The 26844-nt window shown below is 68.3% G+C and carries 24 protein-coding genes and 2 pseudogenes; 13 read left to right on the top strand and 13 right to left on the bottom strand.

All coding sequences use genetic code 11. The features are described from left to right. The first annotated feature begins 10 nt into the window (after positions 1-10). The 3 genes from ACPWT1_RS12860 to ACPWT1_RS12870 all read left to right on the top strand — a co-directional run bounded on the left by ACPWT1_RS12860 (position 11) and on the right by ACPWT1_RS12870 (position 3108). On the top strand, positions 11-970 hold the full coding sequence (locus ACPWT1_RS12860) for a histone deacetylase family protein (protein WP_427911572.1): 960 nt from the start codon (positions 11-13) through the stop codon (positions 968-970). A 10-nt stretch (positions 971-980) separates the two neighbouring features. Continuing rightward, complete coding sequence (locus ACPWT1_RS12865) at positions 981-1763, top strand: enoyl-CoA hydratase (protein WP_427911573.1); 783 nt, start codon at positions 981-983, stop codon at positions 1761-1763. Between the two features lie 88 nt (positions 1764-1851). Beyond that, positions 1852-3108: a mechanosensitive ion channel family protein gene (locus ACPWT1_RS12870; RefSeq protein WP_427911574.1), complete on the top strand. Its 1257-nt coding sequence runs from the start codon at positions 1852-1854 to the stop codon at positions 3106-3108. A gap of 4 nt (positions 3109-3112) precedes the next feature. Here ACPWT1_RS12870 and ACPWT1_RS12875 read toward each other — a convergent pair whose 3' ends face one another. The 3 genes from ACPWT1_RS12875 to ACPWT1_RS12885 form a co-directional block, all read right to left on the bottom strand. Beyond that, the gene (locus ACPWT1_RS12875) at positions 3113-4405 is read right to left on the bottom strand and encodes a TRAP transporter large permease (protein WP_427911575.1); all 1293 of its coding nucleotides are present in this window, start codon (positions 4403-4405) and stop codon (positions 3113-3115) included. Then, a complete protein-coding gene (locus tag ACPWT1_RS12880; RefSeq protein ID WP_427911576.1) occupies positions 4402-4887 on the bottom strand; it encodes a TRAP transporter small permease in 486 nt (161 codons plus the stop codon). Before ACPWT1_RS12880 ends, ACPWT1_RS12875 begins: the two co-directional genes overlap by 4 nt. Positions 4888-4987: 100 nt before the next feature. Continuing rightward, positions 4988-6004, bottom strand: a complete 1017-nt coding sequence (locus tag ACPWT1_RS12885) for a TRAP transporter substrate-binding protein (RefSeq protein ID WP_427911577.1) — start codon at positions 6002-6004, stop codon at positions 4988-4990. 259 nt (positions 6005-6263) lie between these two features. On the opposite strand from ACPWT1_RS12885, the gene ACPWT1_RS12890 reads away from it, so the two are divergent. From ACPWT1_RS12890 to ACPWT1_RS12905, 4 genes and pseudogenes are all read left to right on the top strand, one after another. Next, entirely contained in the window at positions 6264-7013 is a 750-nt protein-coding gene (locus tag ACPWT1_RS12890) for an electron transfer flavoprotein subunit beta/FixA family protein (protein WP_427911578.1), read from the top strand. Positions 7014-7015: 2 nt separating this feature from the next. Next, positions 7016-7768, top strand: a pseudogene (locus ACPWT1_RS12895) (electron transfer flavoprotein subunit alpha/FixB family protein); the annotation flags it as partial. A 246-nt stretch (positions 7769-8014) separates the two neighbouring features. Further along, on the top strand, positions 8015-9805 hold the full coding sequence (locus ACPWT1_RS12900; RefSeq protein WP_427915554.1) for an acyl-CoA dehydrogenase: 1791 nt from the start codon (positions 8015-8017) through the stop codon (positions 9803-9805). Positions 9806-9943: 138 nt separating this feature from the next. After that, positions 9944-10900 (top strand): NAD(P)H-dependent flavin oxidoreductase, encoded by a 957-nt coding sequence (locus ACPWT1_RS12905; protein ID WP_427911579.1) that lies wholly within the window; start codon positions 9944-9946, stop codon positions 10898-10900. Between the two features lie 157 nt (positions 10901-11057). Here the strand turns inward: ACPWT1_RS12905 and ACPWT1_RS12910 are convergent, their stop codons facing one another. Next, a complete protein-coding gene (locus tag ACPWT1_RS12910; RefSeq protein WP_427911580.1) occupies positions 11058-12077 on the bottom strand; it encodes a cytochrome d ubiquinol oxidase subunit II in 1020 nt (339 codons plus the stop codon). Positions 12078-12087: 10 nt separating this feature from the next. Beyond that, positions 12088-13479 carry a cytochrome ubiquinol oxidase subunit I gene (locus ACPWT1_RS12915; RefSeq protein WP_427911581.1) on the bottom strand — a complete coding sequence of 464 codons (1392 nt, stop codon included), beginning with the start codon at positions 13477-13479 and terminating at the stop codon, positions 12088-12090. A 105-nt stretch (positions 13480-13584) separates the two neighbouring features. Here ACPWT1_RS12915 and ACPWT1_RS12920 point away from each other — a divergent pair. Beyond that, a pseudogene (locus tag ACPWT1_RS12920) lies at positions 13585-14665 on the top strand (PA0069 family radical SAM protein). A gap of 3 nt (positions 14666-14668) precedes the next feature. Here the strand turns inward: ACPWT1_RS12920 and ACPWT1_RS12925 are convergent. The 4 genes from ACPWT1_RS12925 to grpE all read right to left on the bottom strand — a co-directional run bounded on the left by ACPWT1_RS12925 (position 14669) and on the right by grpE (position 19254). After that, positions 14669-15232 carry a phosphoethanolamine transferase domain-containing protein gene (locus ACPWT1_RS12925; RefSeq protein ID WP_427911582.1) on the bottom strand — a complete coding sequence of 188 codons (564 nt, stop codon included), beginning with the start codon at positions 15230-15232 and terminating at the stop codon, positions 14669-14671. Between the two features lie 165 nt (positions 15233-15397). Then, entirely contained in the window at positions 15398-16546 is a 1149-nt protein-coding gene (gene dnaJ, locus ACPWT1_RS12930; RefSeq protein WP_427911583.1) for a molecular chaperone DnaJ, read from the bottom strand. Positions 16547-16626: 80 nt separating this feature from the next. Next, positions 16627-18588: a molecular chaperone DnaK gene (gene dnaK, locus ACPWT1_RS12935; protein WP_427911584.1), complete on the bottom strand. Its 1962-nt coding sequence runs from the start codon at positions 18586-18588 to the stop codon at positions 16627-16629. 93 nt (positions 18589-18681) lie between these two features. Further along, positions 18682-19254, bottom strand: coding sequence for a nucleotide exchange factor GrpE (gene grpE, locus ACPWT1_RS12940; protein WP_427911585.1), 573 nt, complete (start codon positions 19252-19254; stop codon positions 18682-18684). A 212-nt stretch (positions 19255-19466) separates the two neighbouring features. Here grpE and ACPWT1_RS12945 point away from each other — a divergent pair, with 212 nt between their 5' ends. The 3 genes from ACPWT1_RS12945 (at position 19467) to ACPWT1_RS12955 (ending at position 21790) form a co-directional block, all read left to right on the top strand. After that, positions 19467-19850 carry a RidA family protein gene (locus tag ACPWT1_RS12945; protein WP_427911586.1) on the top strand — a complete coding sequence of 128 codons (384 nt, stop codon included), beginning with the start codon at positions 19467-19469 and terminating at the stop codon, positions 19848-19850. A gap of 93 nt (positions 19851-19943) precedes the next feature. Then, entirely contained in the window at positions 19944-21029 is a 1086-nt protein-coding gene (locus tag ACPWT1_RS12950; RefSeq protein ID WP_427911587.1) for a sensor histidine kinase, read from the top strand. Next, positions 21026-21790, top strand: a complete 765-nt coding sequence (locus ACPWT1_RS12955; RefSeq protein ID WP_427911588.1) for a LytR/AlgR family response regulator transcription factor — start codon at positions 21026-21028, stop codon at positions 21788-21790. The genes ACPWT1_RS12950 and ACPWT1_RS12955 overlap by 4 nt, the downstream gene beginning before the upstream one ends. Before the next feature lie 119 nt (positions 21791-21909). Here ACPWT1_RS12955 and ACPWT1_RS12960 read toward each other — a convergent pair whose 3' ends face one another. From ACPWT1_RS12960 to ACPWT1_RS12970, 3 genes are read right to left on the bottom strand one after another with little or no spacing between them, the layout of a single operon-like run. Then, complete coding sequence (locus tag ACPWT1_RS12960; protein WP_427911589.1) at positions 21910-22260, bottom strand: FKBP-type peptidyl-prolyl cis-trans isomerase; 351 nt, start codon at positions 22258-22260, stop codon at positions 21910-21912. Positions 22261-22283: 23 nt separating this feature from the next. Beyond that, positions 22284-23468, bottom strand: coding sequence for a fumarylacetoacetate hydrolase family protein (locus tag ACPWT1_RS12965; RefSeq protein ID WP_427911590.1), 1185 nt, complete (start codon positions 23466-23468; stop codon positions 22284-22286). Further along, complete coding sequence (locus ACPWT1_RS12970; RefSeq protein ID WP_427911591.1) at positions 23465-23791, bottom strand: winged helix-turn-helix transcriptional regulator; 327 nt, start codon at positions 23789-23791, stop codon at positions 23465-23467. The genes ACPWT1_RS12965 and ACPWT1_RS12970 overlap by 4 nt, the downstream gene beginning before the upstream one ends. Positions 23792-23933: 142 nt before the next feature. On the opposite strand from ACPWT1_RS12970, the gene ACPWT1_RS12975 reads away from it, so the two are divergent. Then, positions 23934-24644, top strand: coding sequence for an SOS response-associated peptidase (locus tag ACPWT1_RS12975; RefSeq protein ID WP_427911592.1), 711 nt, complete (start codon positions 23934-23936; stop codon positions 24642-24644). A gap of 6 nt (positions 24645-24650) precedes the next feature. Here ACPWT1_RS12975 and ACPWT1_RS12980 read toward each other — a convergent pair whose 3' ends face one another. Beyond that, positions 24651-25304, bottom strand: a complete 654-nt coding sequence (locus ACPWT1_RS12980; RefSeq protein WP_427911593.1) for a hypothetical protein — start codon at positions 25302-25304, stop codon at positions 24651-24653. A gap of 235 nt (positions 25305-25539) precedes the next feature. Between ACPWT1_RS12980 and ACPWT1_RS12985 the strand changes: the two genes are divergently transcribed. Next, positions 25540-26721 (top strand): bactofilin family protein, encoded by a 1182-nt coding sequence (locus ACPWT1_RS12985; protein WP_427911594.1) that lies wholly within the window; start codon positions 25540-25542, stop codon positions 26719-26721. The last annotated feature ends 123 nt before the right edge of the window (positions 26722-26844 follow it).

The raw sequence follows: 26844 nt of genomic DNA on the forward strand, positions 1-26844 counted from the left end.
CCCTCGAACGATGAGTGCGACCAAGACCGGATATTTCACGCATGCAGCGTGCCGCCGCCACGAAATGGGCCGCGGCCACCCGGAGTGTCCGGAGCGGCTGGATGCAATCGAGGACCGCCTGCTCGCCACCGGCGTGCTCGACGCGCTGGATCGCCGCGAGGCGCCCGAGGCGCAGGTGGACGCCATTGCACTCGCCCACGATCCGCGCCATGTCGCTTCGCTGAACGACATGCGCCAGGCGATCGCCGAGCAGGTGGAAGCCGGCGGCTACGCCTACGGCCACATCGATCCCGACACCGCGATGAATCCGTACAGCTGGGACGCCGCGGTGCGTGCGTGCGGCGCGGTGTGCGCCGCGACGGACGCTGTCATGGCCGGCGAGCTGCAGAACGCGTTCTGCGCCGTGCGCCCGCCGGGCCACCACGCGACGCGCGGCCGTGCCATGGGGTTCTGCCTGTTCAACCAGGTGGCGGTCGGCGTGAAGTACGCGCTGGACCGCTACAAGCTGCAGCGCGTGGCCGTCGTCGACTTCGACGTGCACCACGGCAACGGCACCGAGGACATCCTGGCCGGCGACCCGCGCGTGCTGATGGTGGGCCTGTTCCAGCATCCGTTCTATCCGTACAGCGGCGACCACCCGCGTGGCGACAACATGGTCAACGTGCCGGTGCCCGCGTACACCAAGGGCGACAAGATCCGCGAGATGGTCGAGGCCACGTGGCTGCCGCGGCTGGAGGCGTTCAAGCCCGAGCTGATCTTCGTCAGCGCCGGCTTCGATGCGCATCGCGAGGACGACCTGGGCCAGCTGGGCATGGTCGAGGCCGACTACGCCTGGATCACGCAGAAGCTCAAGGACATCGCGAACAAGTACGCGCAGGGCCGCATCGTCTCCAGCCTGGAGGGCGGCTACAACCTCAGCGCGCTGGGCCGCAGCGTGGAGGCACACCTGCGGGTGCTCGCCGACCTGTGAGGACCTGGCCATGACGGACGCCGCCGCTCCCGTGCTCGAGACGCGCGATGCGCGCGGCGTGGTGACGCTCACCATGAACCGGCCGGCCACCTTCAATGCGCTTGGCGAGGAGATGCTCGGCGCGCTGCAGTCGGCGCTGGACCGGGTGGCCGACGACGCAGGCGCGCGTGCCGTGGTCATCGCGGCCGAGGGCAAGGCCTTCTGCCCGGGCCACAACCTCAAGGAAATGATGGCGCGGCCCGAGCTGGCCTACTACCAGCAGCTGTTCGCGCAGTGCAGCCGCATGATGCTGGCGATCCAGAAGCTGCCGGTGCCGGTCATCGCGCGCGTGCACGGCATCGCCACCGCCGCGGGCTGCCAGCTCGTCGCGCAATGCGATCTCGCAGTCGCGTCCACCGCCGCGAAGTTCGCCGTCAGCGGCATCAACGTCGGCCTGTTCTGCGCCACGCCCAGCGTGCCGCTGCTGCGCAACGTGTCGTCCAAGCAGGCGATGGAGATGCTGGTCACCGGCGACTTCATCAGCGCCGAGCAGGCCCGCGAGCGCGGCCTGGTGAATCGCGTGGTGGCGCCCGAGCAGCTCGATGCGGAAGTCGAGTCGCTGCTGGCCAGCATCCTGGCCAAGCCGCGGCAGGCGCTGGCCATGGGCAAGGAGCTGTTCTACCGCCAGCGCGAGCTGGGCGTCGAAGCCGCCTACCAGCTCGCGTCGCAGACCATGGCCGTGAACATGATGGATGCGTGCGCGCAGGAAGGCGTCGCTGCCTTCGCCGGGAAGCGCAAGCCATCGTGGGCATGACGCGCGGCGCATCGTTCCCCGTCCCCTCCGGCGCACCGCGCCGTCCTCGGTCCCGCCGCTGCCGCGGGGCCGGCCTGTCCTCCTAACGATGAACGCTCTCGATACGCTGGTCCAGGACCTGGGCCATCCGGGTTCCCCTGTCGAACTCGCCGTCCTGTTGGGCTGCCTGGCGCTCGCCTGGCTGGCCTGCTGGGCGATCCGCCGACGCCATGCGCCGGAATCCGTCTGGTTCGGGCGCGCCATCTTCGACGGCCTCCTGTTCCCGCTGTTCGCGCTGGCCTTCACCTACGCCTCGATGCGCATCGTGCAGCTGTACCAGCACGTGGCGCTGTTGCGGCTGGCGGTCCCGGTGCTGATGGCGCTGGTCGGCATCCGCTTCATCGCCCGCGTGCTGACGATCGCGTTCCCGGCCTCCGGCATGGCACGCCTGGTCGAGCGGCTGGTCTCGTGGGTGGCCTGGATCGGCGCCGCGCTGTGGGTGCTGGGCGTGCTGCCCGCCGTGCGCGCCGAGATGGACAACGTGGTGTTCTATTTCGGCAAGTCGGAGGTGAGCCTGCTGGCGCTGGTGGACGGCACGTTCTCCGCCTGCATCGTGCTGGTCGCCGCGTTGTGGGTCTCGGCGGTGCTGGAGCGCCAGGTGCTGCGCCATCACGTCACCGACCTGTCGCTGCGCAAGGTTGCGTCCAACGCCATCCGGGCCACCTTGCTGGTCGTGGGCGTGCTGTTCGCGCTGTCGACGGCAGGCGTCGACCTGACGGCGCTCTCGGTCCTGGGCGGCGCGATCGGCGTGGGCCTGGGCTTCGGCCTGCAGAAGCTGGCGGCCAACTACGTCAGCGGCTTCGTGATCCTGTTCGAGCGCAGCCTGCGCATCGGCGACGTGGTGCGGGTCGACGGCTTCGAGGGCGTGGTCACCGACATCAAGACGCGCTACACGTTGATCCGGGCCCTGAACGGCCGCGAATCCATCGTGCCGAACGAGAAGCTGATCTCCGAGCGCATCGAGAACCTGTCGCTCGCCGACCCCAAGGTGCTGATCACGAGCGACGTCGGCGTGGGCTACGACAGCGATGTCGACCGCGTGCAGGAGGTCCTGCTGCAGGCGGTGCGCAGCATCCCGCGCGTGCTGGCCGATCCCGGCCCCGCGGCCCGCCTGGTGAAGTTCGGGGCCGACGCGCTGGAGTTCCAGGTCCAGTTCTGGATCGAGGATCCGGGCAACGGCACCGGCAACGTGAAGTCGGACGTGAACCTCGCGGTGCTCAAGGGACTGCGCGAGGCGGGCATCGAGATCCCGTTCCCGCAGCGGGTGGTGCACCTGCGTCCAGCCGAGGCCGTGTCCCAGGGCTAGATCGTCACTTCATCATCGACGGCAGCCACAGGCTCAGCTGCGGGAACGCGATCAGCAGTCCGAGCATGAACACCAGCACCAGCACGAACGGCCAGCAGCCGCGGTAGATGGCGCCCAGGCCCACGCCTGGCAGCAGCGCGTTGAGCACGAACATGTTCATGCCCACCGGCGGCGAGACCAGGCCGATCTGCACCACCATCACGATCAGCACGCCGAACCAGACCGGGTCGTAGCCGAGGGCGGTGACGATCGGGAAGAACAACGGGATGGTGAGCAGCACCATGGTGAGCTCCTCCATCACCGTGCCCAGCACCACGTAGATCAGCATCATCGCGATCACCACCATCGTGGGGGACATGCCGCTGCCGGTGATCAGGTCCTTCAGATCGCCCGGCATGGAGGTGAAGTTCACGAAATTCGCGAACAGCGTCGCGGCGATCAGCAGCGTGAACAGCATGGCCGTCGTGCGGGCGGACTCCACCAGCACGTCGTAGACCACCCGGACCGTGAGCCGGCCGCGCAGCAACGCGAACAGGAAAGCGCCCGCGGCGCCGATGCCCGCGCCTTCGGTGGCCGTGAACACGCCGCCGTAGATGCCGCCCAGCACCAGCAGCACGAGCAGCAGCACGCCCCAGATGCCGCGCAGCGCGCGCCAGCGTTCCGGCCAGGTGCTGCGCGGGGCGGCAGGTGCATGCGCGGGATCGCGCGAGGTGAGCCACACGATGCCCAGCATCATCAGCGCGGCGGAGGCCAGGCCCGGCACCACGCCCGCCGCGAACAGCTTGCCGATGTGGGTCTCGGTGATGATCCCGTAGATGACCATGATGGTCGACGGAGGGATCATGATCCCCAGCGTGCCGCCGGCGGCGATGACGCCCATCGACAGCTCGTCGCTGTAGCCCAGCTTGTTCATGGACGGGTAGGCCACCTTGCCCATCGTGGCAGCCGTGGCGATGGACGAACCGCAGATGGCGCCGAAGCCGGCACACGCCGCCACCGTCGCATGCGCCAGGCCGCCGCGCCAGTGGCCGATGAAGGCGTAGGCCGCGCCGAACAGTTCCTGCGCGAGGCCGGCGCGCGCGACGAAGTTGCCCATCAGGATGAACAGCGGGATCACCGACAGCGTGTACGCGAAGCCGGTCTCGTAGACCACCTGCGCCGTGCTGGCGAACGCCGGGTCCCAGCCACGCGTGAGGCCGATGCCCACGATGCCGACCCCCGCCATGGAGAACGCCAGCGGCACCCGCAGCAGGGCGAGGCCGAAGACGACGGCGAAGCCCAGGAGCGCGGCGATCACAGCGCGGCTCCTTCGCCTTCGGCCAGGTCCGGCGGCGGCTGCGCGATCAGCGCCAGGTGCACCAGGCCGGTCAGCCCGCAGAGGACGGCCATGCCGTAGATGAAGGGCGCCTTGGGAAGCCGCAGCTGCGCGGTGGTCTCGCCGCTCTCGGCGAACTGGCCGCCGGTCTTCCACATCAGCACCGCCAGGGCCAGCAGGGCCGCGGCGCTGAGCACGTGGATCACGCCCTTCTGGATCCGCAGCACGCGCGGGGACAGGTGCGCGTCGAGCGAGTCGAACAGCACGTGCTCGCCGCGCAGCGAGACCAGGGGCAGGGCGCCGAAGATCACGACCACCATCAGCAGCTCGGTCATCTCCAGCGAGCCGGGGATCGAGTTGTCCAGGAACTTGCGCCCGAGGACGTCGAAGAACGTCAGCGCCATGATGCCGAAGAGGGCCAGGCCGGCCAGCAGGCCGCACGCGAGTTCGAGGAGTTTCTTCATCGGAGTCGGTTGCGCGAGTCCCGGCGCAGGATGCGTGCCGCCGCAAAAACGGCGGCCACCTCGCGGGAAGGTGCCGCCGTGGTTGCGAGCGGGCCGGAATTTATTTGGAGACCTTGGCGATCTCGGAGCGGAACTCGGCCAGCACCTTGGCGGCGTCCTTCAGTCCCTTGGCCTGCGCGTCCTGCGCCCACTTCTGCTCGAGCGGCTGCGTCCTGGCCTTCACGTCGTCCACGAATTTCGCATCGGCCTTGGTGATCTGCACGTTGTTGGCCTGCATGAGGCCGAACGCGCGGCGGTCGGCCTTGTCCCAGTGACGCCCCAGGATGCGCGCGGCCACCTCGCCGGAGATGGCGTCCACCGCCTTCTTCTCCTCGGCGCTGAGCTTGTCGTACTTGCCCTGGTTCATCATCATCACGAAGCTGGTGTTGTACAGGCCGCCGGGAAACGTGGTGACGTACTTGATCAGCTTGTCGATCTTGAACGACTCGCTCGACTCCGCCGGCAGCAGAGTGCCGTCCATCACGCCGCTGGACAGCAGCTCGTAGTTGTCGGTGGCCGGCTTGAGCGTGGCGTTCATGTTCAGCGCCCGCGTCAGGTCGTTGACGATGCCGCCGCCCACGCGCCACTTCAGTCCCTGCAGGTCCTCGAGCTTGACCACCGGCTTTTTGGTGTTCATCAGCATGCCGGGGCCGTGAGTGAACAGGGCGATGACGTGCACGCCCTGGTGCTCCTTCATGAACTCGGGGTGCCTGCGGGCCACCTTGTCGAACGCGACCGACAGCGGCTCGGCCGAGTCGCCGAGGAACGGGAACTCGGCCATCTGGGTCAGCACGAAGCGGCCCGGCGTGTACCCATGCACCGTGAACGAGATGTCCGCCAGCCCGTTCTTCACCGCGTCGTAGGTGCCCGGCGGGTTGGCCACGGCGCGCGGCAGGATGTTGCACTTCATCTTGCCGGAGGTGTTCTTCTCCAGCAGGTCGCACCATTCCTTCTGGGCCAGCGACATCGCATGGCTTGGCTGCAACCAGGTGGATGCGGTGAGCACGGTCTGCGCGCCGGCGGGGGCGGCGGCGATGACGGCGGCCAAGGCGGCTCCGGACAGCAGCAAGCGGTTCATGGCAAGGCTCCTGGATCGATGGCGGCCCACTGTACGCGGGGGTGCTCGTGCACGCGGTCCAGACTTACCCGCACGGAGCGGCGTGCCCGTGCGCGCACATCGCGCGGGTGGTGAGATCGGACGTCGAGCCCATGCGCCGGACCCTATAATCAAAAATCGAACGACCGTTCTTTTTTCTGTCGAGCTCACCCGGGCTCGCCCTAGAATCCCGGCTTGACGTGCACGTCAACCACAACAGCATTTCGAAGGAGCGCCTCGCATGAAGGTCCTGGTCCCCGTCAAACGGGTGGTCGACTACAACGTGAAGGTCCGCGTCAAGTCGGACAACACGGGTGTGGACATCGCCAATGTCAAGATGAGCATGAACCCGTTCGACGAGATCGCCGTCGAGGAGGCGGTGCGCCTGAAGGAGAAGGGCGTCGCCACCGAGGTGATCGCCGTCTCCTGCGGCGTGCAGCAGTGCCAGGAGACCCTGCGCACCGCGATGGCCATCGGCGCCGACCGCGCCATCCTCGTGCAGACCGACGAGGAACTGCAGCCGCTGGCCGTGGCCAAGCTGCTGAAGGCCCTGGTCGACAAGGAGCAGCCGGGCCTGGTGATCCTGGGCAAGCAGGCGATCGACGACGACGCCAACCAGACCGGCCAGATGCTCGCCGCGCTGGCCGACATGCCGCAGGCCACGTTCGCGTCGAAGGTCGAAGTGGCCGACGGCAAGGCCAAGGTCACGCGTGAAGTGGACGGCGGCCTGGAGACGCTCTCGATCACGCTGCCGGCGGTGGTGACCACCGACCTGCGCCTCAATGAGCCGCGCTACGTGACGCTGCCCAACATCATGAAGGCCAAGAAGAAGCAGCTGGACACCGTCAAGCCCGAGGACCTGGGCGTCGACGTCAAGCCGCGGCTGAAGACGCTGAAGGTCACCGAGCCGCCCAAGCGCAGCGCCGGCGTGAAGGTGCCCGACGTGGCCACCCTGGTGCAGAAACTCAAGACTGAAGCGAAAGTGATCTGATCATGGCGGCCCTCGTCATTGCCGAACACGACAACGCGTCCATCAAGGGCGCGACCCTGAACACCGTCACCGCGGCCATCGCCTGTGGCGGCGACGTCCACGTGCTGGTGGCTGGCCACAACGCCGCTGCTGCCGCCAAGGCCGCGGCCCAGATCGCCGGCGTGGCCAAGGTGCTGCATGCCGACGGCGAGCAGCTGGCCCATGGGCTGGCCGAGAACGTGGCCGCGCAGGTGCTGGCCATCGCCTCGAACTACAGCCACATCCTGTTCCCGGCCACGGCCAGCGGCAAGAACGTCGCGCCTCGCGTGGCCGCCAAGCTGGATGTCGCGCAGATCTCGGACATCACCAAGGTCGACGCGGCGGACACCTTCGAGCGCCCGATCTACGCCGGCAATGCCATCGCCATCGTGCAGAGCCTGGACAAGACCAAGGTGATCACGGTGCGCACCACCGGCTTCGATCCCGCGGCTGCCACCGGCGGCAGCGCCGCGGTCGAGACCGTGCAGGCCAGCGGCGACAGCGGCAAGAGCAGCTTCGTCGGCCAGGAGATCGCCAAGAGCGACCGCCCCGAACTGACCGCCGCCAAGATCATCGTGTCCGGTGGACGCGCACTCGGCTCGGCGGAGAAGTTCAACGAGGTGATGACCCCGCTGGCGGACAAGCTCGGTGCCGCGCTCGGTGCCAGCCGCGCCGCCGTCGACGCGGGCTACGCGCCCAACGACTGGCAGGTGGGCCAGACCGGCAAGATCGTGGCGCCCCAGCTGTACGTGGCCGCCGGCATCTCCGGCGCCATCCAGCACCTGGCCGGCATGAAGGATTCCAAGGTGATCGTGGCGATCAACAAGGATCCCGAAGCGCCCATCTTCAGCGTCGCCGACTACGGCCTGGAGGCAGACCTGTTCCAGGTCCGTGCCGGAGCTGGTGAAGGCACTGTAAGCAGCCGGATCTCCTGCAAGGCGTCGCATGCGGCGCCTTTTTTTTCCCATTTGTTGGAGGCTCCCATGAGCTATCGCGCCCCCCTCAAGGACATGCTGTTCGACATCCGCCACCTGGCGGGCATCGACGAGATCGCGAAGATGCCGGCGTTCGAGGACGCGGGCTTCGACACCGCGCAGGCGGTGCTGGAGGAGTGCGCGAAGTTCAATGAGCAGGTGGTCGCGCCGCTGAACGTGGCGGGCGACCGCAATCCTTCCAGCTGGAAGGACGGCGTGGTCACCACCACGCCGGGCTTCAAGGATGCCTATCGCCAGTACAGCGAAGGCGGGTGGCAGGGCCTGCAGCATCCCACGGACCACGGCGGGCAGGGCCTGCCCAAGACGGTGGGCGCTGCCTGCGGCGAGATGCTGAACTCGGCCAACCTGAGCTTCGCCCTGTGCCCGCTGCTCACCGACGGCGCGATCGAGGCGCTGCTGACCGCGGGCTCGGACGACCTGAAGGCTACCTACCTGCAGAAGCTGGTGAGCGGCGAGTGGACCGGCACCATGAACCTCACCGAGCCGCAGGCGGGCAGCGACCTGGCGCTGGTGCGCACGCGTGCCGAACCGCAGCCGGACGGCACGTACCGCATCTTCGGCACCAAGATCTTCATCACCTACGGCGAGCACGACATGGCGGACAACATCGTCCACCTGGTGCTCGCCCGTGTGACTGGCGCTCCCGAGGGCGTGAAGGGCATCAGCCTGTTCGTGGTGCCCAAGTTCCTGGTGAACAAGGACGGCTCGCTCGGCGCGCGCAACGACGTGCACTGCGTGAGCATCGAGCACAAGCTGGGCATCAAGGCGTCGCCCACCGCGGTGCTGCAGTACGGCGACAAGGGCGGCGCCGTCGGTTATCTCGTGGGCCAGGAAAACCGCGGCCTCGAGTACATGTTCATCATGATGAACGCGGTCCGCTATGCGGTGGGCGTGCAGGGCATCGCGGTGGCAGAACGCGCATACCAGCAGGCGGTGGCGTATGCGAAGGAGCGCGTGCAGTCACGGCCCGTGGACGGCTCGATCAACGCCAGCGCGCCCATCATCCACCACCCCGACGTCAAGCGGATGCTGATGACGATGCGGGCGTACGTGGAAGGCTGCCGCGCGATGGCCAGCGTGGCAGCGGCGGCGTACGACGCCGCGCACCACCATCCCGACGCCGAGGTGCGCAAGCAGAACCAGGCCTTCTACGAATTCATGGTGCCGCTGGTCAAGGGCTACAGCACCGAGATGAGCCTGGAGGTCACCTCGCTCGGCGTGCAGGTGCACGGGGGCATGGGCTTCATCGAGGAGACCGGCGCCGCGCAGCATTACCGCGACGCCAAGATCCTCACCATCTACGAAGGCACGACGGCGATCCAGGCCAACGACCTGGTGGGCCGCAAGACGGCGCGCGACGGCGGCCAGGTCGCGCGCGCCATCGCGGCGCAGATCGAGCGCACGGAAGGCGAGCTGGCGCATCGCGATTCGGTGGCTGCGCGCGCGGTGCTCAAGCGGCTGACCGCGGCGCGCCAGGCGTTCCTCGATGTCGTCGACTTCATCGCCGGACAGGCCAAGGCCAGCCCGAATGCCGTGTTCGCCGGCTCCGTGCCCTACCTGATGCTGGCCGGCAACCTGGTGGCCGGCTGGCAGCTGGCGCGCTCGCTGCTGGTGGCCGAGTCGCTGTCCGCCAAGGGCGAGGACAAGGCCTTCATGGACGCCAAGGTGGCCACGGCGCGCTTCTATGCCGAGCACATCCTGGCCAAGGCCCCGGGCATGCGCGACGCCATCGTCGAAGGCGCCGAGAGCGTCACCTCGCTTGCTCTCGAGGCTTTTTGAAAGCGGACATCCGAATGCGAAAGACGCGAAAGTGACGCGAAAGGCGCAGAAGAATCCTTAGGATTTGTTTCGCGTCTTCTGCGCCTTTCGCGCCTTTCGCGTTCGGCTGTTCATTCGTCCTTCGATCAGGAGCACTGCATGCTGCCTCCCGCCCTGCGCAACCTCGCGCTGCCCGTCATCGGCTCGCCGCTGTTCATCATCAGCAATCCCAAGCTGGTGATCGAGCAGTGCAAGGCCGGCATCATCGGCGCCATGCCGGCGCTCAACGCGCGGCCGGCTTCGCAGCTGGACGACTGGCTGGCCGAGATCACCGAGACGCTCGCGGCCTACAACAAGGCCAATCCCGACCGCCCGGCGGCGCCGTTCGCCATCAACCAGATCGTGCACCGGAGCAACGACCGCCTCGAGCACGACATGGAGATGGCGGTCAAGTACAAGGTGCCGGTGATCATCACGTCGCTCGGTGCCCGCACCGACGTCAACGACGCGATCCATTCATATGGCGGCGTCGTGCTGCACGACATCATCAACGACATGTTCGCGCGCAAGGCGATCGAGAAGGGCGCCGACGGCCTGATCGCCGTCGCGGCGGGTGCCGGGGGCCATGCGGGCATCAAGAGCCCGTTCGCGCTGGTGCAGGAGATCCGCGCCTGGTTCGACGGGCCCATCGCGCTGTCCGGCGCCATCGCCACCGGCGGCGCGGTGCTGGCGGCGCAAGCCATGGGCGCCGACTTCGCGTACATCGGCTCGGCCTTCATCGCGACGCACGAAGCACGCGCCTCCGACGCCTACAAGCAGGCGATCGTCGACGGCACCAGCGACGACATCGTGTACTCCAACCTGTTCACCGGCGTGCACGGCAACTACCTCAAGCCCTCCATCCGGGCGGCGGGCCTGGACCCGGACAACCTGCCCGAGAGCGACCCGAGCAAGATGAACTTCGCCGGCGGCGAGGGCAGCAAGTCCAAGGCCTGGAAGGACATCTGGGGCTGCGGCCAGGGCATCGGCGCGGTGCACGAGGTGACCAGCGCCTCCGCGCTCGTCGCTCGCCTCAAGCGCGAATACGCCGAGGCCAAGGCTCGCGTCTGCGGTTGAAGGCGGGAGCGGACAGCCGAACGCGAGAGAGGACAACCGAACGCGAAAGGCGCGAAATCACGCGAAAGACGCGAAAGAAGCCAGAAGACTTAATGGTTTTTCTTTCGCGTCCTTTGGGATTTCCTCTTTTGCGTCTTTCGCGTTCGGCTGTCCGCTTTCAATGCTGCGCATCCCCCGCGTAGCTCAGCTCGCTGGCCCGGCCCCAGAACACGCGGTACATGAAGATCGTGTAGACCACGATCGCCGGCAGCGTGATCGCCACGCCGACGAAGATGAACACCAGAGACTCGTGCGCGCTGGCCGCTTGCCAGACGGTCAGCCGGTCGATCACGATGAACGGGAACAGGCTGTACGCGAGGCCGAGGAACGCCATCACGAAGATCAGCACCGTGCTGGCGAACACGATCCAGCCGTAGCCGACCGCCACCACGCGGGGCCTGGCGATCACGTGCCACGCCGCATAGAACGCCGCGGCGCAGGCGACCGGAATCGGCAGCAGTCCGATCAGCTGCGGCAGCTGGAACCAGCGTGAGAACACCGTCTGGCTCACGAGCGGCGTGGCGAGCGAGATTCCGACCAGCGCGACGCCCATCGGCCACAGCACCTTGCGCGCCCAGCCCACGGCTTTCAGCTGCAGCTCGTCCCAGGTCTTCATGATCAGCCAGCCCGCGCCCAGCATCGCGTACGCGGTGGGCAGCGTGAGCGCGATGCCGGCGGCGAAGGCCAGGGACCAGGCCTCGCGGTCGAAGCCGGTGAGGTAGCTGCCCAGCATCCAGCCCTGCGCCACCGCCGCCACCAGCGAGCCGGCGGCGAACAGCCCGTTCCACATGCCCTTGCGTGCCGCCCGCGCCTTGACGCGGAAGTCGAACGACACGCCGCGCAGGATCAGGCCGACCAGCATCACGGCGACCGGTAGGTACAGGTGCGTGAGCACCAGGCTGTGCGCGCGCGGGAAGGCGACCAGCAGCACGCCGATGCCCAGCACGAGCCAGGTCTCGTTGGCGTCCCAGAACGGGCCGATGGAGGACACCATCACGTCTTTCTCGGCGTCGGTCGCGAACGGCAGCAGGATGCCGACGCCCAGGTCGTAGCCGTCGAGCACGACGTAGGCGAGCAGCGACAGGCCCATCACGCCCATGAAGATCAGCGGCAGCAGGGTGTTCCAGGTGAAGTCCATGGCGGCTCCTTCAGGCAGCGCCCCGCACGGGCATCGCGGTCTTCGGACTCTGCGGCGTGTCCGCTGTCGGCATCGCCGGATGCGTGGTCATGTACATCAGCACCACCACGTAGGCGGCGAGCAGGAAGACGTACACGGCCAGGTAGGCGAGCAGCGTGCCCAGCACCATGGACGGCGGGTGGTCAGTCACCACGTCCGCGCTGCGCAGCAGGCCGAACACGATGAAGGGCTGGCGGCCGATCTCGGTGACGTACCAGCCGGCCAGCGTCGCCACCCAGCCCGCGAACGTCATGCCCGCCAGCACGCGCAGGTGCAGCCGCGAGAAGGGCTGCGCCGGACCAGTGACGGCTCGGTGTCGCCACAACGTGATGGCCGACCACCATGCCACCGCGAGCATCAGCACGCCCATGCCCACCATCACACGGAAGCTCCAGAACACCGGCAGCACCGGCGGGTGCGCGTTCGGGAATTCATCCAGCCCCTTGAGTTCGGCATTGATGTCATGCGCCAGGATCAGGCTGGCCAGCTTGGGCACGGTGATCGCGTAGTCGGTGCGGCCCTCCTTCTCGTTCGGCATCCCGACCAGCGTGAGCGGGGCGCTCCTCTCGGTGTGCCAGATGCCCTCGATGGCGGCGATCTTGGCCGGCTGGTGCTCCAGCGTGTTGAGGCCGTGCATGTCGCCGGCCAGGATCTGCAGCGGCACCGCAACCGCAGCGACGGTGATGGCGGTGCGCAGCGCGCGGGCGCTGCCGCCGTTCTCGGCCTTGCGCAGGAACTGCCACGCGGACAGTCCCGCGATCAGGAACGATGCCGTGATCGTCGAGGCCAGCAGCTTGTGCACCAGGCGATAGGGGAACGACGGATTGAAGATCACCGCCAGCCAGCTCTGCGCATGCAGCTCGCCGTCGACGACGACATAGCCCGTGGGTGTCTGCATCCAGGAGTTGAGGCTCAGGATCCAGAAGGCCGAGAGGGTCGTGCCGCCGGCCACCATCACCGAGGCGAACAGGTGCATGCGGGCCGACACGCGCGTGCGGCCGAACAGCATGATCCCGAGGAAGGTCGCCTCGAGGAAGAAGGCCGTGAGCACTTCATAGCCGAGCAGCGGGCCCGCGATGTTGCCCGCGCGTTCCATGAACCCCGGCCAGTTGGTGCCGAACTGGAAGCTCATGGTGATGCCCGACACGACGCCGAGCGCGAAGGTGAGGGCGAAGACCTTGGTCCAGAGGTAGTACGCCTCTTCCCAGCCCCGCGCCTCGGGCGTGCCGCGGGCCGCGTTGTTGCGAACGCGGAAGTACACGAGGAACCAGGCCAGCGCGATGTTGATGGTCGGGAACAGGATGTGGAAGCTCATGTTGGCCGCGAACTGGATCCGCGACAGCACGAAGGTGTCCAGGGTCATTGCGCCTTCTCCTTGGGCTTGCCCGCCAGCCCGGCTTCAGGAAACCCTGGAAGTACAACACGGCGATGCGTGCACGATCGCCGGAACTGGATGAAAATACAGTGCATGTCGACCACCCACGTTCCCGTCGAGGCGATCAAGGGCCGCGGCGCCGCCACGCGGCTGGCGCACCGCTTCTCGAAGGACCTGCGCGAAGGCTTCGACGACGGCTGGGAGGCCGATCCCGACGACAGCGCGCCGATCCCCGAAGACCGAGGTGATCTGGGAAGAGCCGCGCACCGTCATCAGCCACAACGAGTCGCCCGACATCTACTTCGATCGCGGCCTCAATCCGTACCGCGGCTGCGAGCACGGCTGCATCTACTGCTACGCCCGGCCGACGCACAGCTACCTGAACCTGTCGCCCGGGCTGGACTTCGAGACCAAGATCATCGCGAAGCGCAATCTGGCGCAGGTGCTGCGGCGCGAGCTGGGGAAGAGGGGCTATGAGCCGCGCATGATCGCCATCGGCACGGCCACCGATTGCTACCAGCCGGTGGAGCGCGAGCTGCGCCTCACGCGCTCGGCCATCGAGGTGCTGCACGAGACGAACCACCCGTTCTCGCTGGTCACGAAGTCCAGTGGCGTGGAGCGCGATCTCGACCTGATCGCGCCGATGGCCGCGAAGCGGCTGGCCGCGGTGTACGTCACCATCACCACGCTCGACGCCGACCTCACGCTCAAGCTGGAGCCGCGTGCCGCCGCACCGCACCGGCGGCTGCGCGTGCTGCGCACCCTGGCCGACGCGGGCGTGCCGGTCGGCGTGAGCCTGGCGCCGCAGATCCCGTTCCTCACCGACGACATGGAGCAGGTGCTCGAGGCAGCCTGGGACGCCGGCGCGCGCAGCGCCTTCTATCACGTGCTGCGCCTGCCCTGGGAGGTGAGCCCGCTGTTCCGCCAATGGCTGGAACTGCACTACCCGCAGCGCGCGGACCGCGTGATGGCGCGCATCCAGGAGATGCGCGGCGGCAAGGACTACGAAGCCGACTTCGCCACGCGCATGAAGGGCAGCGGGTTGTGGGCCGAGTTGATCGGCCAGCGGTTCCGCAAGGCAGCGACGCGCCTGGGATTCAACCGCGAACGGGTGGGGTTCGACGCTTCGCTGTTCCGGCCACCCGCACTGGACGGCCAGGCGAGTCTCTTCTGAAGGTCAGTGGACCAGCAGCGACACGGCGAGCATGGCGCTGCCCGTGATGGTGGCGCCCAGCGCGATGCCGGTGAGGTTTGCGCGCAGTTGCGTCGATCCGCTCAGGCGGCGCAGTTGCGCGTTCCACAGCCAGATCATCGGCAGCAGGCCCAGCAGGCCCAGCAGCGTGGGCACCTGCCATCCGAACAGGCTGGCCCACGAGGGCAGGGCCAGCGTGGGCCGCTGCGCTTCCAGCGTGGCCGTGAGCGCCACGTCCTGCGTCCAGACACCCGCGGCTGTCAGTGCGGCGGCCGCCAACATCAGGGTGGCGATGGGCTTGAATGTCCGGCGCCATCCGAACAGGCTGAGCGCGGAGCCCACGGCGCCGGCGATGGCCGCGCCCTGCAGGGCAACGGCCGTCAGGCTGTTGCCACCCTCGCCCAGCGAGCGCCAGAACCAGGGATTGCACGCGAATCCGATCCAGAGGCTGGTGGCCGTGACGGCCCAACCCGGGTGCATGGCCACGCTCGCCTCGCCCGGAGCCAGGATGGAGTGATAGCCGGTCGACCGGAACAGCTTCAGGGACATTGCTGAATTTTGAGGCGGCAACGCCGCAAGGCCTAGTGCTCTGTGGCGTCGGAGTGACATGGGCGTGCGTTCCCGGCCAAAAAAAGGACCGCGCGTGCGGTCCTTCATCGTTCGCCTGCGGTCCCACTGCGGGCGCGGGTCCGCCATGCACCGGCGCTGCCAGCTTCAGGCGCTGAAGAAATTCTTCAACTTGTCTGCCCAGCCTTCTTCGCTGGGCGAATGCTTGGAGCCGCCCTTGCGCAGCGACTCGTCCAGCTCCTTCAGCAGCTTGCGCTGGTGCTCGGTGAGCTTGACGGGCGTTTCCACGCTGATGTGGCAGTACAGGTCGCCGGGGTAGCTGGATCGCACGCCCTTGATGCCCTTGCCGCGCAGGCGGAACTGCTTGCCGGCCTGGGTGCCTTCCGGGATGTCGATCGCCGCCTTGCCCTGCAGGGTGGGCACCTCGATCTCGCCGCCCAGCGCCGCGCGCGTGAACGAGATCGGCACGACGCAGTGCAGGTCGTCGCCATCGCGCTCGAAGATCGGGTGCTTCTTCAGCCGGATCTCGATGTACAGGTCGCCCGGCGGGCCGCCGTTGGTGCCCGGTTCGCCGTTGCCGGCGCTGCGGATGCGCATGCCGTCGTCGATGCCGGCGGGGATCTTCACCTCGAGCGTCTTCTGCTTCTTGACCTTGCCCTGGCCGTGGCAGGTGGAGCAGGGCTCCGGGATGATCTTGCCGGTGCCGCGGCAGGTGGGGCAGGTCTGCTGCACCGAGAAGAAGCCTTGCCGCATCTGCACCACGCCCTGGCCGTGGCAGGTGCCGCACTGCTTCGCCTGCGTGCCGGGCCGTGCGCCGCTGCCATGGCAGGTGTCGCACTGGTCCCAGGTCGGGATGCGGATCTGAGCTTCCTTGCCGGTGGCCGCTTCCTCGAGCGAGATCTCCATCGCGTAAGACAGGTCGCCGCCGCGGAACACCTGGCGGCCGCCGCGGCCGCCTGTGCGGGCTCCGCCCTGGCCGAAGATGTCGCCGAAGATGTCGCCGAACGCCTCGGCGAAGCCGCCGAAGCCCTCGGGGCCGCCGCCGGGACCGCGCATGTTGGGGTCCACGCCCGCATGCCCGTACTGGTCGTACGCGCCACGCTTGTCGGCGTCGGACAGCATCTCGTAGGCCTCCTTGGCCTCCTTGAACTTGGCTTCAGCGTCCTTGGCCGCATCCCCCTGGTTGCGGTCCGGGTGGTACTTCATCGCCAGCTTGCGATAAGCCTTCTTGATCTCCTCCTCGGAGGCGTTCTTCGGAACGCCCAGGACGTCGTAGTAATCGCGTTTGGTGGCCATCGTGTCTCTGGTTCTTTCAGCACGAACGCCGCGTTGGCTCCTCACCAACGCGGCGCGCGTTCATCGGGCTCGCGCCGCGATCAACCCTTCTTCACTTCCTTGACTTCGGCGTCGACCACGTTGTCGTCGTTCGCGGGACCGGACGATGCCGCCGCGTCGGGGCCGGCACTCGCCGAGGCACCGCCGCCGCCCGCCGCCGCCTGCGCGGCCTGGTTGGCCTGCATGTCGGCGTACATCTTCTCGCCCAGCTTCTGGCTCGCGGTCATCAGCGCGTTGGTCTTCTCCTCGATGCGCGCCTTGTCCTCGGTCTTCAGGGCCTCTTCGACCTCCTTGAGCGCGGACTCGACCTTCTCCTTCTCGCCGGCCTCGAGCTTGTCGCCGTATTCGCCGAGGCTCTTGCGCACGCTGTGCAGCAGCGCCTCGCCCTGGTTGCGGGCCTGCACCAGCTCGAGCTTCTTCTTGTCCTCGGCGGCGTTCAGCTCGGCGTCCTTCACCATCTTCTGGATCTCGTCCTCGGACAGCCCCGAGTTCGCCTTGATGGTGATCTTGTTCTCCTTGCCCGTGCCCTTGTCCTTGGCGCTCACGTGCAGGATGCCGTTGGCGTCGATGTCGAACGTGACCTCGATCTGGGGCAGGCCGCGCGGTGCCGGCGGAATGCCCTCGAGGTTGAACTCGCCCAGCAGCTTGTTGCCGGTGGCCATCTCGCGTTCGCCCTGGAACACCTTGATCGTCACGGCCGGCTGGTTGTCGTCGGCGGTGGAGAAGGTCTGCGCGAACTTGGTCGGGATGGTCGTGTTCTTGGCGATCATCTTGGTCATGACGCCGCCCAGGGTCTCGATGCCCAGCGACAGCGGGGTCACGTCGAGCAGCAGCACGTCCTTGCGGTCGCCGCCCAGCACCTGGCCCTGGATGGCCGCGCCCACGGCGACGGCTTCATCGGGGTTGACGTCCTTGCGCGGCTCCTTGCCGAAGAACTCCTTGACCTTCTCCTGCACCTTGGGCATGCGGGTCATGCCGCCCACCAGGATCACGTCATGGATGTCGCCCACCGACACGCCGGCATCCTTGATGGCGGTGCGGCACGGGGCGATGGTGCGCTCGATCAGCTCCTCGACCAGCGACTCCAGCTTGGCGCGCGTGAGCTTGATGTTCAGGTGCTTGGGACCGCTGGCATCGGCCGTGATGTACGGCAGGTTGATGTCGGTCTGCGAGCTGTTGGACAGCTCGATCTTGGCCTTCTCGGCCGCTTCCTTCAGGCGCTGCAGCGCGAGCACGTCCTTGGACAGGTCGACGCCCTGTTCCTTCTTGAACTCGCTGATGATGTAGTCGATGATGCGCTGGTCGAAGTCCTCGCCGCCCAGGAACGTGTCGCCGTTGGTGGACAGCACCTCGAACTGCTTCTCGCCGTCGACGTCGGCGATCTCGATGATCGAGATGTCGAACGTGCCGCCGCCCAGGTCATACACCGCGATCTTGCGGTCGCCCTTTTCCTGCTTGTCCAGGCCGAAGGCCAGGGCCGCCGCGGTGGGCTCGTTGATGATGCGCTTGACCTCGAGGCCGGCGATGCGGCCGGCGTCCTTGGTGGCCTGGCGCTGGGCGTCGTTGAAGTACGCCGGCACCGTGATCACGGCCTCCGTGACCGGCTCGCCCAGGTAGTCCTCGGCGGTCTTCTTCATCTTGCGCAGCACTTCGGCGCTGACCTGCGGGGGCGCCATCTTCTTGCCGCGCACTTCCACCCACGCGTCGCCGTTGTCGGCCTTCGCGATGGTGTAGGGCATCAGGTTGATGTCTTTCTGGACTTCCTTTTCCTCGAACTTGCGGCCGATCAGGCGCTTGACCGCATAGAGGGTGTTGCGCGGGTTGGTGACGGCCTGGCGCTTGGCCGAGGCGCCCACGAGGATCTCACCGTCCTCCTGGTACGCCACGATCGAAGGCGTCGTGCGCGCGCCTTCGCTGTTCTCGATGACCTTGGGCGTGTTGCCCTCCATGATGGCCACGCACGAGTTGGTGGTGCCCAGGTCGATGCCGATGATCTTTCCCATGTCTTTTCTCCTGTCTTTGCCCGGACCTCGCCGGCCCGCGTCTGAATCTGTTAGCTAGGTGTGGATCGGATTGCGTGTTTCAAGCCGTGGAATTCACTGCGGCGCGGCCACCGTGACCAGCGCGGGCCGCAGGATGCGGTCGGCGATCGAGTAGCCCTTCTGCAGCACCGTCACGACGGTGTTGGCTTCCTGGTCCGGGGCGGGGACCATCGAGATGGCCTGGTGCTGGTGGGGGTCGAAGCGGGCGCCGGCAGCCGGTGCGATCTCCAGCACCTTGTTGCGCTCCAGGGCCGACTTCAGCTGCCGCAGGGTGGCTTCGGCGCCTTCGCGGATCTGCTCGGGCGTGGCGTCCTTGTGGGCCAGGCCGGCTTCCAGGCTGTCGGTCACCGGCAGCAGGCTTTCGGCAAAGCTCTCGATGGCGAACTTGCGGGCCTTGGACATCTCCTCGTCGGTGCGGCGGCGGATGTTCTGCACCTCGGCCTGGGCCCGCAGGTACTGCTCGGTCAGCTCGATGTTCTTGGACCGGAGCTCCTCGAGCTCTGCCATCGCGCCGCCCAGGTCGGCTTCATTGGCCGCGGCGGCGGCCTCGCGCTCTTCCGGGCTGATGTCGACCGGCGCGGGGGCGCCGTCCAGCGTCGGTTCGATCTTCGTCGTGTCGTCGTTCATGCTCGTGGAATGGGAATGCGGCGGGAAAAATAACTCGCGCCGAACCTTGGGGCAGCGTAGTGGTTTTCAAGCGGCGGCAAGGTCGGACAGCCTAAATAAAGTGCTGAGCTAGCCCGGAGGGGCTACGAGCAAGGCGGCCCGGCCGTGACGAACTCCGGATGGGCTCGAGCAGGCTGGCCCTAAAGTGGCGGCTGCACACCGTGGAGGCATCGATGGCCAGGCAGTGGATCAGCTCGGGTTCCCGCTTCGAACAGGAGATCGGCTACAGCCGTGCCGTCGTCGACGCCGACTGGGTCTTCGTCTCCGGCACCACCGGCTTCGACTACGCCACGATGGCAATCTCGGCGGACCCGGCCGCGCAGTGCGAGCAGTGCCTGCAGAACATCTCGGCGGCGCTGGGCCAGGCCGGCGCGACGATGGGCGACGTGGTCCGCGTGACCTACCTGCTGCCGGATCGCCGCGATTTCGAGCCCTGCTGGCCCGTGCTGCGGCGCTGGCTCGGCGACGCCCGGCCGGCCGCGACGATGGTCCAGGCGGGGCTGCTCGACCCTCGCATGAAGATCGAGATCGAGGTGACGGCGCGCAAGCGCGGCTGAGCCAGACCTCGTCCGTCCGCGCCCGGCGCGGTTCGTCGCATCGCGCCGCCCTTCGTCTTGACCGGCCGGGGGCCCGGCGCCTATGGTGGGTCCATGAGTGCCTTGGACCTCGAAGCCCGGCTCGCGCCGCAGTTGCCCGGATGGCGCAGCGCCGTCCCCGGCTGGCGCGCAATCCTGGTGAGCGTGGCGGTCGCGGCCTGGGCTGCGGCGGCACTCGGTCCGTTCACCCACAACACCTATCTCGAGCTGCTCGGGGAGACGCTGTTCGTCGGGATGACGTTGCTGTTCGCCTTCACGGCGGCGGGTGCCTGGCCGCAGGCGCTGATGCCGCGCTGGGCCGCGCAGCTGTTCGCACTGGCGATCGCCGCCATGCTGGCGCCCTTCATCATGCAGATGCTCACGGCGGGCGGCAGCTTCGCCGCGTTCGCCAGCTCCAAGCCGCATGTGCGCGGCTACGTGCTGGTCACGGTGGGCGCGGCCATCATGGGCATGCTGCTGGCACTCGGGGCCTTGCTGCGCGAGCGCGATGCGCAGGCGCGCGCCAAGTCGCTGGAAGTCGAACTGCTGCAGGAACGGCTCGAACGGCTGGCAGCCGACGCGCGCCTGAGCCTGATGACGGCGCAGATCCAGCCGCACTTCCTGCTCAACACCCTGGCCAACGTGCAGGAGCTGCTGGAAAGCGGTTCGCCGCGCGCCGGCCCGGTGTTCCACAGCCTCATTGCGTACCTGCGCGCCGCCGTGCCGCGCCTGCAGCAGGAGCGCGCCACGCTCGGCGACGAGGAGCGGCTGGTGGTGGCGTACCTCGACCTGATGCAGATGCGCATGCCCGACCGGCTGCGCTGGAGCGTCGGCGTCGATCCTGCATTGCGCGACCTGCCGTTCCCGCCGATGGCGCTGCTGACCCTGGTGGAGAACGCGATCCACCACGGCGTGGATCCGGCGGTCGACGGCGGCCATGTCGCCGTGCGCGCCGAGCGCGCAGCAACGGGCGAGGTGGTCATCGCCGTCAGTGACGATGGCGTCGGCATGGACGAGACGGCCAGCGAAGGCACCGGGTTGTCCAACCTGCGCCAGCGGCTCGCTGCGCTGTACAACCAGGGCGCGGGCCTCACGCTCGCCGACAACCAGCCCCACGGACTGCGGGCCGAGATCCACCTGCGCGAGGCTGCAACCGCATGACGACCGCCACCGCCCTGATCGTCGACGACGAGCCGCTGCTGCGCACCCGCCTGGCTTCGATGCTGGAGCATCTGTGGCCCGAACTGCGCATCTGCGGCTTCGCGCGCAACGGACAGGAGGCGGTGGCGATGCAGCGCGAGCTGCGGCCGTCCGTGTGCTTCCTCGACGTGCACATGCCGGGCATGAACGGTGTCGAGGCGGCGCGGGCGATGGGGCAGGACGTGGCCCTGGTGTTCGTCACTGCCTACGATGAGTACGCCGTGGAGGCATTCGCGCGCGGCGCCATCGACTACCTGGTCAAGCCGGTCGACGAGGCGCGGCTGGCCGAGACGGTGCAGCGGCTGCGTCGCAACCTGGCCGCCGCCCAGGTTCCGCAGATCCCGGACGCCGTGCTGCAGGCGCTGTCACGGCTGGTGCAGGTGCCGCCGCCGCAGAACGCGTGGCTGCACTGGATCCGCGCCTCCGTGGGCAACTCGGTGCGGCTGATCCCGGTCGACCAGGTGATCTACCTGAAGTCCGACCACAAGTACACGGTGGTCGTGTGGCAGGAAGGCGAGGCCGTGATCCGCAGGTCGATCCGCGACATGGCCGGTGCGCTGGACCCGGGACGCTTCGCGCAGATCCACCGCTCGGCGATCGTGAACCTGGCGCACGTGGTGCAGTTCGCGCACCTGGACGACGCCGGCGAGGTGACGCTGAAGGGACGCGAGGAGCGGCTGCCCGTGAGCCGCAACTACGTGCACCTGTTCCAGCGGATGTGAGCTGAGCCAGGAGGCGAAAGCCTTGGGTCCCCGCCTCCGCGGGGACGACAACAGGTTCTGTCATTCCCGCGAAGGCGGGAATCCAAGGCTTTCATGCGGCCCGCGAGGGGCCATCGGTTTCAGTGCGCGTCGAGCAATTCGACGTCGAACTTCAGCGTGGCATTCGGCGGGATCACGCCGCCGGCGCCGCGGGCGCCATAGCCCAGTTCCGGCGGGATGATCAGCGTGCGCTTGCCGCCGATCTTCATGCCGGCCACGCCTTCGTCCCAGCCCTTGATCACCATGCCTGCACCGAGCGAGAACGCGAACGGGTCATTCCGGTCGCGGCTGGAGTCGAACTTGGCGCCCTGCTGGCCGTTGTTGAACAGCCAGCCCGTGTAGTGCACGTGCACGTGCTGGCCGGGCTTGGCCTCGGCGCCGGTGCCGGGCGTCGTGTCTTCGTACTGCAGGCCGGAGGGAGTGGTCTTCATGGAGAGTGCTTTCTGGAAGGAGGTCAGCCCAGCAGGCCGCGGCGGCCCAGGTCGCGCATGAGGGCGCCGGTGCCATAAGTCCACGGGGGGATGCGGTCGCTGGTGTTGACGCGGTTGGCGAGTGTACCGAGCGAGGGCGTGCGCACTGTAACGATGTCTCCCACCGCATGCGTGAAGCCCTGGCCCGGGCCGAAACGGTCCTGCGTCGGCGCGAACATGGTGCCGAGGAACAGCACGAAGCCGTCGGGATACTGGTGGATCTCTCCGCACGCCTGCGCCACCAGGTCCAGCGGATCGCGGCTGATCATCGACAGCGAGCTCGAGCCCTCGAGCACGAAGCCGTCGTCCCCTCGCACCTGCATCGCCAGGTCGCAGCGGCGCACGTCGTCGATGCCGTACAGGCCGTCGAACAGCCGCAGCAGCGGGCCGATGGCGCAGCTGCCGTTGTTGTCCTTGGCCTTGCCGAGCAGCAGCGCGCTGCGGCCCTCGAAGTCGCGGAGGTTGACGTCATTGCCCAGCGTCGCGCCCTTCACCTGGCCGCGGCTGTCGACCGCCAGCACGATCTCGGGCTCGGGGTTGTTCCAGGCGCTGGCCGGATGCAGGCCGATCTCGGCGCCGGTGCCGACCGAGCTCATGGGCTGCGACTTGGTGAACACCTCGGCGTCGGGACCGATGCCTACCTCGAGGTACTGCGACCACATGCCCTGCGCGATCAGCACGTCCTTCAACTTCGCGGCCTGCTCGGAGCCCGGTTGCACCGCCGACAGGTTGTCGCCGATGACGGCGACCACCGCCTGGCGCACGGCCTCGGCCTTCGACGCATCGCCGCGTGCCTGCTCCTCGATCACGCGTTCCAGCATCGAGGCGACGAAGGTCACGCCCGCGGCCTTGACCGCCTGCAGGTCGCAGGGCGCCAGCAGCCACGGCAACTTCTCCGAGCGGACGTCCCAGGCGCTGTTGGCCAGCACCGCGGGCGTGGAGGCAATCTTGGGCGCGTCGAACGCGCGCACGGCCGCCGCGGGATCGGGCAGCTCGAGCAGGTGGCTCACCGTGGGCGCGAGGCCCGAGAGGTCGTGCACGGCTTCGGGCGTGACGCGCACGGGCACGGCGCCGAGGCCCTGCACCCAGGCGCGGCCGACCAGCACGGCCTGGTTGGCGTCGTCGGGGAGGGCGGCGGCGGGATCGAGGGCGGCGTGAAGTTCGTTCATGGCGTGGTGGAAGCTTTCTTGCGGGATTGGATGGTCGACCACTTGGCGGCGAATGCGGGCAGGTCGGCCAGTCGCTTGAGGAGGTCGGCGCCGGTCGGCGTGACGCAGTAGCCCTCGGGCCCATGGCCCATCAGGCCGGCTTCGCGCAGTTCCTTGATGCGCGTGTTCAGCGTGTTGGGCGTGATGCCGCCCACGCTGTCCTGCAGCAGCCGGAAGGTCTGCGGATGCCCGTCGCGCAGCGCCCAGAGCACGCGGATCGCATAGCGCGCCTCCAGCAGCGCGAGCAGCTGCTGCATGGCGGCCAGGTTGTCCTTCGAGCTCATCTTGTTGTTCTCTCCTGCCGGTGGCACCAGGCGGCGGGAGGCGGAGTGTACGCAGGCCTCGCTACACAAACAATAGCGGGCAAACCCTCCGTCAGCGACGCGACAGCAGGGTGTACGCAAGCGCCGCAGTTAGCATCGGCGCATGTGTTCGAACTACGTGCCGGTGAGCCGGCGCGACCGCCTGCTCACCTTCTTCGGCGCGGTGCGCGACCGCGACGACGCGCCGGTGGACACCTGGCCGCTGGGCCTGGCGCCCTTCATCCGCCTTGCCGAGGACGGCTCCGGCTTCGAGCGCGTGGTGGACGACGGCATCTTCGGCCTGCTGCCGCACTTCGCCACCGAGATCGGCTTCGGCCGCCGCACCTACAACGCGCGCAGCGAGACCGTGCACGAGCTGCCCAGCTTCCGCGAGGCATGGACCAGAGGCTGGCGCTGCGTGATCCCGTGCGAGGCGATCTACGAACCGAACTGGGAAACCGGCGAGTGCGTGCGCTGGGCGATCTACCAGGAAGGCTTCGTGCCGTTCGGCGTTGCCGGCATCTATCGCAAGTGGCGGCATCCGGACGGCCGCGACGTGTTCAGCTTCGCGATGCTGACGGTGAACGCGGACGAGCATCCGCTGATGAAACGGTTCCACCGTCCGGAAGACGAGAAGCGGATGGTGGTGATCCTGGACCCGGAGGATTACGGCAGCTGGCTCACGTGCAGGGTGCGCGATGCGTCGGCGTACTTCCGGCCATGGACCAAGCCCCTGATCGCGGAAGCCTCGCCATTGCCGCCGCGGGCGCCGAAGGCTGGCAGCGTGCGCACGGTGCGCCCGCCCAAGCCGCCAGAGACCGGCAGCCTGTTCTAGCGACCGCTAGAACTTCATCGGCTGCGTTCTTTCGAAGCCGCCGTGGTCGCTTTTCTGGAAATCGGCATCACGCTCGCCGAGCATGCGTTCGAGCTGGCGCCTGGCGTCACTGCTGCTCTTGCCGATGCGGGTGGGGCCGCTGATCACGTCGGCGCCCTGGTCGACCGAGGCTGCGTCGACCGTGGGCGCGACGGGCTCTTCCACCTTCGGCGGCGGCGCGGTCCAGCTGCCGGGGTGCGGCAGGGGCGGCAGGCCGGGGTCGTGCTTCAGTTCGAACTGCCACGACACGCCCATCAGCCAGCGTTCGCACAGCGGGTCGAGCACCATGATGCGCTTGGTGAGGTTCTCCTGCAGCGAGATGGCATGCAGCATCAGCCGCGCATCCCAGTGCAGCACCACCAGGCGCACGTGCACGCCGGGCTCGCGGTTCGGCGCCGCCATCGTGAGCGGCTCCACGCGGATCCAGTCGGCGGGAATGCCGTTATGGTGCAGCGTGTCGCGCACGGCCACGCGCACCAGTTCCTTGCGCACCGATTGCGGCGAGTTGGCCGCGCTCTGCGTGGACGGGTGGGAATGGCTGCGCGGACCGCCCCGCGCAGCCGACTGGCTGGCAGCGGCCTTGGCGGCAGGCTTGCCCATCAGGCGATCCATGAATCCCATGAGTTCCGTCCTTTATGCCCGCGGGCACGCCAGTTGTTGTTGCTCTTCCGCAGAGTATGAGGCCCGGGAACTCCATTCCGGGCGGGCCCGGCGCGCCTGTCACACAGGCGGCAGGCTGTGACCGACGAACGCGCGCCGCCTGCCAGTCGGCCGATACGAACGGCCTACCTACAATGGATTGCCGCGTGCGCGGCGCGTGCCCGCATCACGTGGACACGCCACCGAGGACCGCACCATGCCTCCTGCCATCGCCTCCAAGCGCCCGGCCTGCACGGCCTTCCTGCTGGCCCTGTGCCTGTTCGCCGGCGTGGCGCACGCCGCCCCGGCCCTGGACGTGGGTGACGTTTATGCGGCTGGTGGCGACGTGCGCACCGGTGGCCCCATTCGCGGGGACTTCGGCGCGGCCGGCGGCAAGGTGGCCCTCGACGAACCCGTCGCCGGCAAGGCGTGGCTGGTCGGCGGTTCGGTGGAAGCCAGGGCGCCGGTGCGCGACAGCCTGCATGTCGCAGCGGGCGACGTGGTCGTCGACGACGTCGTGGGCGGCAAGCTGCTCGCCGCGGGCGGACAGATCGCGATCGGCCCCGAGGCGGTGATCGGCGGCGGTGCGCGCCTGTTCGGCGGGCGCGTGACGGTGGACGGACGCGTCGATGGCGACCTGCATGTGTCCGCGCGCCACGTCACCATCAACGGCGACGTGCGCGGCGACGTCAGCGTGCGGGCCGACACCGTGGAGCTCGGCCCCGAGGCACGCGTCGGCGGCACGCTGCGCTACACCGCGCGCAATGAACTGCGCAAGGACGAAGGCGCGGTGGTGGGCAGCATCGTCCACCAGCGCGGGCGCGCGCGAGGGGAGGACCAGGTCATGGTCGCGCGGCCGTTCGAAATGCCCGGCCCGTGGCACATCGGCGGCGGGCTGGTGTCCGTGCTGTCGCTGCTGGCCTGCGGCGCCGCGTTCCTGTTCCTCGTGCCGCGCTATGGCGAACAGGCCGCCGAGCGCCTGGCCGATGGCCCGCTCGGTGCGCTGACGCTGGGGGTCGTGGTCGCGGTGGCCATGCCCATCGTGGCGGTGCTGCTTTGCATCACCGTGCTGGGCATTCCGCTCGGCGTGCTGTTGCTGCTGGCCTATCCGGTGCTGCTGCTCGCCGGTTTCCTCGTGGCCGTGCTGGCCGTCGCGCGCCGGTTGGCGGCCGCACTGCGCAAGCCGCAGCCGGTCGGCTTCGGTCCTGCCTTCGGCTGGTTCGCGCTGGCACTCGGGCTTGTGCTGCTGGCGAGCCTGCTGCCTGCGATCGGCGGGTTGGCAGTCGCCCTGATGACGTTGGGCGGCACCGGTGCGGCGGTGATCGAACTGCAACGCCGTCGCAAGGGCGGCGGCGGAGCGCCGATGCACGGCCAGCCGATGGGCGCGGGCATCGCCTGATGGTGTCATGCCGGGCCCGACCCGGCATCCACCAGGGCGGAGATTCAGGCACCGGCCTGGATTGCGGGTCGAGCCCGCAATGACAAGTCGTGGGTCAAGCGTGCGGCTCCCACGACGCTGCGG

The sequence above is a fragment of the Ramlibacter sp. MMS24-I3-19 genome (assembly GCF_050320135.1).
GTDB lineage: Bacteria > Pseudomonadota > Gammaproteobacteria > Burkholderiales > Burkholderiaceae_C > Ramlibacter.